4 protein-coding genes are annotated in these 3,280 nt (G+C 73.5%); 3 read left to right on the top strand and 1 reads right to left on the bottom strand.

Annotated features, from left to right (window positions below):
* Positions 1 to 117: 117 nt before the first annotated feature.
* Positions 118 to 990 (top strand): CPBP family glutamic-type intramembrane protease, encoded by an 873-nt coding sequence (locus HGA02_RS13920; protein WP_425483067.1) that lies wholly within the window; start codon positions 118 to 120, stop codon positions 988 to 990.
* A 49-nt stretch (positions 991 to 1,039) separates the two neighbouring features.
* Positions 1,040 to 2,290 (top strand): D-arabinono-1,4-lactone oxidase, encoded by a 1,251-nt coding sequence (locus HGA02_RS13925; RefSeq protein ID WP_168679521.1) that lies wholly within the window; start codon positions 1,040 to 1,042, stop codon positions 2,288 to 2,290.
* Between the two features lie 146 nt (positions 2,291 to 2,436).
* Here the strand turns inward: HGA02_RS13925 and HGA02_RS13930 are convergent, their stop codons facing one another.
* A complete protein-coding gene (locus HGA02_RS13930) occupies positions 2,437 to 2,844 on the bottom strand; it encodes an FKBP-type peptidyl-prolyl cis-trans isomerase (RefSeq protein WP_124341877.1) in 408 nt (135 codons plus the stop codon).
* A 114-nt stretch (positions 2,845 to 2,958) separates the two neighbouring features.
* On the opposite strand from HGA02_RS13930, the gene HGA02_RS13935 reads away from it, so the two are divergent.
* Positions 2,959 to 3,280, top strand: a 322-nt coding sequence (locus HGA02_RS13935) for an alpha/beta fold hydrolase (RefSeq protein WP_168679523.1), incomplete at its 3' end; no start/stop codon positions are given.

A 3,280-nucleotide genomic window follows, 5' to 3' on the forward strand; every position in this document is an offset into this window, starting at 1 on the left:
CGCGCGGTCGGTGGGCTGGTCGGCGGGTGCGCCGGAGGGCTGGTCGTCGGGCATCCGCACAGCGTTCCACCACGCGAGCGGTCGCGGGGACCCCGTCCGGCCCCGCAGACTGCACGGGTGGACGCCGCCCCGACCGACGCCCCTGCCGCCCCGACGACGCCGACCGTCCCGCGCCTGACCTGGGCGCTGCGCGACGTGCTGCGCGTGCTCGCGGCCGCGCTCGTCTGCGGGTCGGCGGTCCTGCTGTTCGCGGTGCACGTGCGACCGCTGGGCTACGTGCCGCTCGTCGCGGGCGTCCTGCTGGCGCTGGTGGTCGACCGCGCGCTCGGACGGGACCTCGCGCTCGTCGGGCTGGGCATGGCGATCATCACGACGATCTCGCTCAAGGCCGACCTGTCGGACGCGGGGATCGCGCGGTTCGCGGTCGTGCTGTCGGCCGCGGTGCTCGTGCCGTACGTGGTGCACCGGTACGTCCTCGGGCAGGACGTGATCCGATTCCCGGTGCGGACGGGCCGCCGCTGGAGCCGGACGCAGGTGGTGTACCTGCTGGTCGTCGTGCTGCTCGCGTACCTGATCCTGCCCTGGTACTTCCTCGGGTCGGGCGCCTACCTCAACTGGCCCGTGGTCGACACGGGGCAGGAGGTCGCCCGCCTGTTCGTCGGCGTCAACGCGGTCGGCATCTGGGACGAGCTGTTCTTCGTCTGCACCGTCCTCGCGCTGCTGCGCGTGCACTTCCCGTTCCCCGTCGCGAACGTCCTGCAGGCGGCGGTGTTCGTGTCGTTCCTGTGGGAGCTCGGGTACCGCGAGTGGGGGCCGCTGCTGACGATCCCGTTCGCGCTGGTGCAGGGCTGGATCTTCCGGAAGACGGCGTCGCTCACGTACGTCGTCTCCGTGCACCTGCTGTTCGACCTCGTGGTGTTCATGGTCCTCGTGCACGCGCACGAGCCGTCGCTGTTCGACGTCTTCGTGACGGCACCGTCGTCCTGGTGACCTTAGGTTGGGGTGATCCCCCAGCCGCACGACGAGAGGACCCAGCCCCGTGAGCCTGACGAACTGGGCCGGCAACTACACCTACCGCGCGCCCCGGGTGCTCGCGCCGACCACGGTCGAGGGGCTCCAGGAGGTGGTGGCCGGTGAGGACCGCGTGCGCGCCCTCGGGACCCGGCACTGCTTCAACGACCTCGCCGACGGACCGGCCGCGCTCGTCTCGCTCGAGGGCCTCGAGCCGGAGATCACGCTCGACGAGGACGCGCGCACGGTCACGGTGCCCGGCGGGACCCGGTACGGGACGCTCGCGCGGTTCCTGCACGACGCCGGCTGGGCGGTGCACAACCTCGCGTCGCTCCCCCACATCTCGGTGGCCGGGGCGGTCGCGACCGCGACACACGGGTCGGGCGACCGGTCGCGCAACCTGGCGACGGCGGTCGCCGCGCTCGACCTCGTCAGGCCCGACGGCTCGCTGCGGCACGTGGCGCGCGGCGACGACGACTTCGCCGGGTCCGTGGTCGCGCTCGGTGCCCTCGGGGTGGCGGCACGCGTGACGCTCGACGTCGAGCCGACGTTCCTCGTCGCGCAGGAGGTGCACGTCGACCTGCCCTGGGAGGCCGTCCTGAGCGACCTCGACGCGATCACGTCGAGCGCGGACTCGGTGAGCCTCTTCACCGACTGGACGGGCGACGCGGTGCAGCAGGTCTGGCGCAAGACGCGCGTCGGCGCGGACGGCTTCGAGCGCCGGACGGAGCTGTTCGGCGCGACACCCGCCGACGGCCCGCGTCATCCGCTGCCCGGCATCGACCCCGTGAACTGCACGCAGCAGCTCGGCGTGCCCGGCCCGTGGCACGAGCGGCTGCCGCACTTCCGCCTCGAGTTCACCCCGAGCAACGGCGACGAGCTGCAGTCCGAGTACCTCGTGCCGCGCGCGCACGCGGTCGACGCGCTGCAGGCCGTGCGCGGCCTGGCGGACGTCGTGTCGCCGCTGCTGCAGGTCAGCGAGGTCCGCACGATCGCCGCCGACGACCTGTGGCTGTCGACGGCCTACGGCGACGACCGCGTCGGGCTGCACTTCACGTGGAAGCCGCTCCAGCCGCAGGTCGAGGCGGTGCTCCCGACGCTCGAGGCCGCCCTCAAGCCGTTCGACGCGCGGCCGCACTGGGGCAAGCTGTTCGCCGACCCCGGCCGCGACCTCGCGCGCCTGTACCCGCGGTGGGACGACTTCGCCGCGCTGGTCGCGCAGACCGACCCGGACGGGAAGTTCCGCAACGACTTCGTCGCGCGGCACGTGCTGCGCTGACACGGTCGGGCCAGGGCTGCCACGGCTGCCACCGCTCGGGCACCGCTGACCCCTGTCCGGGCACGACACGGCCCCCGTCGCTCGCGGGCGACGGGGGCCGGTGCGTGCTCGGCGACCGGCGCGTCAGCGGCCGGTGCGCGTCTGCGTCAGCGGCTGGTGCCGACGATGTCGACGACGAAGACGAGCGTGTCGCCGCCCTTGATGCCGGCCTGCGGCACGCCACGGTCGCCGTAGCCGAGGTGCGACGGGATCGACAGGAGCACGCGCGAGCCGACCTGCTGGCCGACGAGGCCCTCGTCCCAGCCCGCGATGACCTGGCCGACGCCGATCCCGAACGAGATCGTCGAGCGGCGGTCGTACGAGTTGTCGAACACGCCTCCCTGCCACGACTGGCCGAGGTAGTGCACCTCGATGTCGTCGCCGGCCTCGACCAGCTCGCCGTCGCCGCGCGACAGCACGACCACCTCGAGCTCGCCGGACGGCTGCGCGTCGGGGAACGTCAGCGTGGGCTTGTCGCCGAACGATCCCGAGACCTCGGGCAGCGCTGCGGACATGACGGAACTCCTTCGGTGGGTGACAGTGCCGGTCCATCGTGCCGCACCTCGCGGGGTCACGCCGTGCGCGCACACCCTTGCGGCGCGTTGGCTAATGGCATTAGCTTTGGTCGCATGACGACGACACGGCACCTCCAGCGCCCGTTCGGACGGCTCGCGTACACGGTCGACGGCCCCGCCGACGGCCCCCTCGTGGTGCTCGTCCCCGGCATGGGCGACCTGCGCACGACGTGGGCACCGGTCCTCCCGGAGCTCCACGCGCACGGCTACCGCACCGCGACGCTCGACCTGCGCGGGCACGGCGACACCGACCCCGTCCCGCCGGGTGGGCACGGCGTCGAGGGGATCGCCGCCGACGCGCTCGCCCTCGCCGAGCACCTCGGCGCGACGCCGCAGCGCCCGGCGGTCCTGGTCGGCAGCTCAGTCGGCGCCGGGG

This window comes from Cellulomonas septica, assembly GCF_012396155.1.
GTDB classification, from domain to species: domain Bacteria; phylum Actinomycetota; class Actinomycetes; order Actinomycetales; family Cellulomonadaceae; genus Cellulomonas; species Cellulomonas septica.

What these genes read in the sequence shown, in the direction of transcription:
- HGA02_RS13930 (WP_124341877.1), bottom strand. Translation starts at nt 2,844, where the DNA reads ATGTCCGCAGCGCTGCCCGAGGTCTCGGGATCGTTCGGCGACAAGCCC.